4 protein-coding genes are annotated in these 4,298 nt (G+C 41.6%); all 4 read right to left on the reverse strand.

Going from position 1 to position 4,298, the window contains the following annotated elements; genetic code table 11:
• Nucleotides 1–223: 223 nt before the first annotated feature.
• The 4 genes from ilvC to AAAY30_RS11205 all read right to left on the reverse strand — a co-directional run bounded on the left by ilvC (nucleotide 224) and on the right by AAAY30_RS11205 (nucleotide 4,145).
• Nucleotides 224–1,261, reverse strand: coding sequence for a ketol-acid reductoisomerase (ilvC, locus tag AAAY30_RS11190; protein ID WP_289780782.1), 1,038 nt, complete (start codon nucleotides 1,259–1,261; stop codon nucleotides 224–226).
• Nucleotides 1,262–1,313: 52 nt separating this feature from the next.
• Nucleotides 1,314–1,805 (reverse strand): acetolactate synthase small subunit, encoded by a 492-nt coding sequence (ilvN, locus tag AAAY30_RS11195; RefSeq protein WP_022234016.1) that lies wholly within the window; start codon nucleotides 1,803–1,805, stop codon nucleotides 1,314–1,316.
• 12 nt (nucleotides 1,806–1,817) lie between these two features.
• Nucleotides 1,818–3,440 carry a biosynthetic-type acetolactate synthase large subunit gene (ilvB, locus tag AAAY30_RS11200; RefSeq protein WP_022234015.1) on the reverse strand — a complete coding sequence of 541 codons (1,623 nt, stop codon included), beginning with the start codon at nucleotides 3,438–3,440 and terminating at the stop codon, nucleotides 1,818–1,820.
• A gap of 144 nt (nucleotides 3,441–3,584) precedes the next feature.
• A complete protein-coding gene (locus tag AAAY30_RS11205; protein WP_302602364.1) occupies nucleotides 3,585–4,145 on the reverse strand; it encodes a manganese efflux pump MntP in 561 nt (186 codons plus the stop codon).
• Nucleotides 4,146–4,298 lie beyond the last annotated feature (153 nt).

Here is a 4,298-nt window from a genome sequence, read left to right on the forward strand (position 1 = left end):
TTGTTGTATCGGAAGATTTTATGGGCGCTGCCCAAACCCGCAATTTTTGAAAAAATTGAGTAAACTTTTTTGCTTTTAGGAGGATAATTTAGCGTTAGCTAAATTTCAATGCCCGACCGACACTCCGATAAACCATAATTTACCCCAACTAATGAAAAAGAACCTTAAAAATAACAGCCCTGACTGAAAAGTCAAGGCTGTAAATAAGCTGTAAACTATAAAATTAGTTGTTGATAAGCTTGTCTTCGTTTGACCAGCTGTAAAGCTTTCTAACTTCCTTACCAACTACTTCTGCAGGATGCTCTGCAGCTTTTCTTCTCATAGCACGGAAGTGAGCCTGACCGCCTGCCGGTGACATATCGAGGAGGAAGTCCTTAGCGAATGTACCGTCCTGAATATCAGAAAGGATCTTCTTCATAGCCTTCTTAGTATCCTCAGTAACAATCTTTGGACCTGTGATGTAGTCACCATACTCAGCTGTGTTAGAGATAGAATATCTCATACCCTCAAAGCCTGACTGATAAATAAGGTCAACGATGAGCTTCATCTCGTGGATACACTCAAAGTAAGCATTTCTTGGATCATAACCTGCCTCGCAAAGTGTTTCAAAACCTGCCTGCATAAGTGCGCAAACACCGCCGCAAAGAACAGCCTGCTCACCAAAGAGGTCTGTTTCTGTTTCTGTTCTGAATGTTGTTTCAAGAACACCTGCTCTTGCGCCGCCAATACCAAGTGCGTAAGCAAGTGCAAGATCCTTAGCCTTACCTGTAGCATCCTGCTCAACAGCAACAAGACAAGGTACACCCTTACCAGCCTGATACTCACTTCTTACTGTATGACCAGGTCCCTTAGGAGCGATCATAGTAACATCAACATCTGCCGGAGGAATGATCTGACCAAAGTGAATTGCAAAACCGTGAGCGAACATAAGCATATTGCCTGCCTCAAGGTTAGGAGCGATATCCTTCTTGTACATAGCTGCCTGCTTCTCATCGTTAATAAGAATCATAATAATATCGGCACGCTTAGCAGCCTCTGCAGCTGTATATACCTTAAAGCCCTGTGCTTCTGCTTTCGCCCAAGACTTACTACCCTCGTAAAGGCCAACGATTACATCACAGCCTGAATCCTTAAGGTTAAGAGCATGAGCGTGACCCTGGCTACCATAACCAATGATTGCAATTGTTTTGCCGTCAAGCAAAGAAAGGTTACAATCTGACTGATAGAAAATTTTTGCTGTCATATTTTCCATTTTAAAAATCCTCCTTACCGCTATGCGGTTTATATAAAAAGATTTATGTAAATCTGCAAGATTACACGGACACTGCAGTAGCACCCTTATCAAGAGCTACTGTACCTGTTCTTACAATCTCACGGATACCATAAGGCTTTAATAACTCTACCAAAGTGTCAACACGGCTTGAACATTCACAATACTCAACGGTAACGCTTGTAGTAGAGAAATCAACTATTTTACCCTGCATAAGCTCAACAGTGGTGAGAATTTCGCCACGCTTTGCAGCAGGACAATGAACTTTTATAAGTATCAGCTCACGGCTGATAAAATCACCTTCGGCAAGTCTTTTAACCTTGATTACGGGAATAAGTTTGTTAAGCTGTTTTTCAAGCTGTTCAACAACATATTCGTCACCGTTTGCAACAATAGTGATTCTCGATACATTTGGGTCGGTAGTCACACCAACCGCAAGTGAGTCAATGTTGAAGCCTCGTCTTGAAAACAAACCCGAAATCTTAGAAAGAACGCCCGCCTGGTTTTCAACAAGTATTGATAAAGTATATTGCATAACAACACCTCATTAAATCGACGGAGTGTCGGGATATACATCGCACACAAGAATGAACGGCTTGTCGGAATCAACAATATGTTTAATGATTTCTTCTGCCTGCTCATTTGAGTTTGCCTCTGCATGATCAATTCCGTAAGCCTCCGCAATTTTAAGAAAATCGGGATCACCTTCAAGAATAGTTGCACTGTGTCTGTGACCGTAGTGGTTATCCTGAAGCTCACGCACCATACCGAGTCTTGAGTTACGCATAATTATAATTTTAATGTTAAGGTTATTACCTGCAATAGTTGCAAGCTCGTTTAACTGCATCTGAAAACTGCCGTCACCGCAGACAACAAGCACATCTCTGTTCGGTCTTGCAAACTTTGCTCCTATTGCGGCAGGAACCGAATAACCCATTGTACCCATACCGCCTGTTGTAAGGAATCTTCCCTCACGAATACGGAAGTTGTTTGCACACCAAATCTGATTTTGACCTACATCGGCAACCAAAATTGCCTTTGAACGGAACATTGCGCTCAAATGACCTACAAGCGTTCTCGGTTCTACATAACCGTCAAACTTAGGAGGTTCTCTGAATAAATCCTTTTTCCAGGTTTTAACAGCCTCACTCCACTGGTTCTGAACCTTGTAGTCGCCAATGTTTTCATTGAGCATATCCATAACATTCATCATATCGCCGACAATCGGAATAGCTGTCTTAACATTTTTTCCGATTTCCGCCGGGTCAATGTCTATGTGAATTACAGTTGTTCTTTTACTCATCTGGTCGGGCGCCGCCACGGCTCTGTCACCAAGTCTTGCGCCGCACACAATAACCAAATCAGCCTCGTGCAAAGCTCTGTTTGCAGCAGGCTTACCGTGAGTACCGAGCATACCGAGGTAAAGCTCGTGTTCTGACGGCATAACGCCGATTCCCATCATTGTAGAAATTACAGGAATACCTGTTTTCTCGGCAAAAGCCTGAAATTTTGGCTTAACACCCGAGCTTAAAACACCGCCGCCGGATACAATAATCGGACGCTTGCAGTTTTTGATAGCCTCAACCGCACGCTTAATCTGAAAAATGTGTCCTTTGGTATTCGGCTTGTAGCCGATAATATTTACAGTTTCGGGATATTCAAACTTTTCAATTTCATTCTGCTGAATATCAATAGGAATATCAATAAGTACAGGGCCCGGTCTGCCTGTTTTTGCAATATGAAAAGCCTCTTTGAAAATTCGTGGCAAATCTTCTGTTTTGCTTACAAGATAGCTGTGCTTTACAAACGGCTCACAAGCGCCTGTAATGTCAGCCTCCTGAAATACATCTCTGCCAAGCAAATCACTGCGTACCTGACCTGTAATTGCGATTATCGGAATAGAATCCTGATAAGCGGTAGCAATACCTGTAATAAGGTTTGTTGCACCCGGTCCCGAAGTTGCTACACATACACCGGGAATATCACTGCATCTTGCATAACCGCTTGCCGCATGAGCCGCATTCTGCTCCTGACGAACAAGCACATGCTTGATTGAAGAATTATAAAGCGAATCGTAAAAAGGGCAAATAGCCGCACCCGGATATCCGAAAACCACTGAAACACCCTCGGCTTCCAGACATTTTACCATTATATCGGCACCGTTTATCATTGCTTTCTGCACTCCTGTCCTTTTTAATTAAGTAACCAAGCAAAGCCTAACTTTGCTTTACAGATAATTATACTATAATTTATATCAAAAGTAAAGGGCGATAACCGATTACAAACGACTTTTTTCTAAAAAAATTTTGTATTTTTATCCTAATACACCAATGCCCTCGAGCAATATTTTTATACCGATAAGCACAAGCACAATACCGCCGAACAATTCCGCCTTTGATTTATACTTTGTACCAAATAAACTGCCTATTTTTACACCTACGGCAGAGAATATAAATGTTATCACACCAATAAACGACACGGCGGGAACAATCTGAACCTGCAAGAAAGCAAAAGTTACACCGACAGCCAAAGCGTCAATACTTGTCGCAATCGCAAGCAAAAGCATTGATTTTACATCCATTGAAGAATCGACTTTTTCGTCTTTGCCAAAAGACTCTTTTATCATATTTCCGCCGATAATCGCAAGGAGAACAAAAGCAACCCAATGGTCGTACTTTTCAATCATCTCTGCAAAAAAGCTGCCTAAAAAATAACCGATAAGCGGCATAAGTGCCTGAAATCCACCGAACCACGCACCTGCAATGCACATATGTTTAGGCTTAATTTTACCGAGCGAAAGGCCCTTACATACAGACACAGCAAAAGCGTCCATTGATAAGCCCACCGCAAGGATAAAAAGATCCCATATGCTCATACCAATTCCTCCAAAAAACATTTCATATAAATTTATGCGTTTTTCATATGCAATATTAAAACGGTTCTATTATAAATGTTGGATTAGTTTTATAAATTATGGTTTAGCAAATTGATTTGCCAATTAATTATAAAAGTTTGGTCGACCTTTTCA

Origin of the sequence: Ruminococcoides bili (assembly GCF_040093295.1) — a bacterium.
Lineage (GTDB): Bacteria > Bacillota > Clostridia > Oscillospirales > Acutalibacteraceae > Ruminococcoides > Ruminococcoides intestinale_A.

Bases quoted from the DNA above. Each gene is read 5' to 3' on its own strand.
- ilvB (WP_022234015.1), bottom strand. From the start codon at position 3,440: ATGATAAACGGTGCCGATATAATGGTAAAATGTCTGGAAGCCGAGGGT.
- AAAY30_RS11205 (WP_302602364.1), bottom strand. From the start codon at position 4,145: ATGAGCATATGGGATCTTTTTATCCTTGCGGTGGGCTTATCAATGGAC.
- ilvN (WP_022234016.1), bottom strand. From the start codon at position 1,805: ATGCAATATACTTTATCAATACTTGTTGAAAACCAGGCGGGCGTTCTT.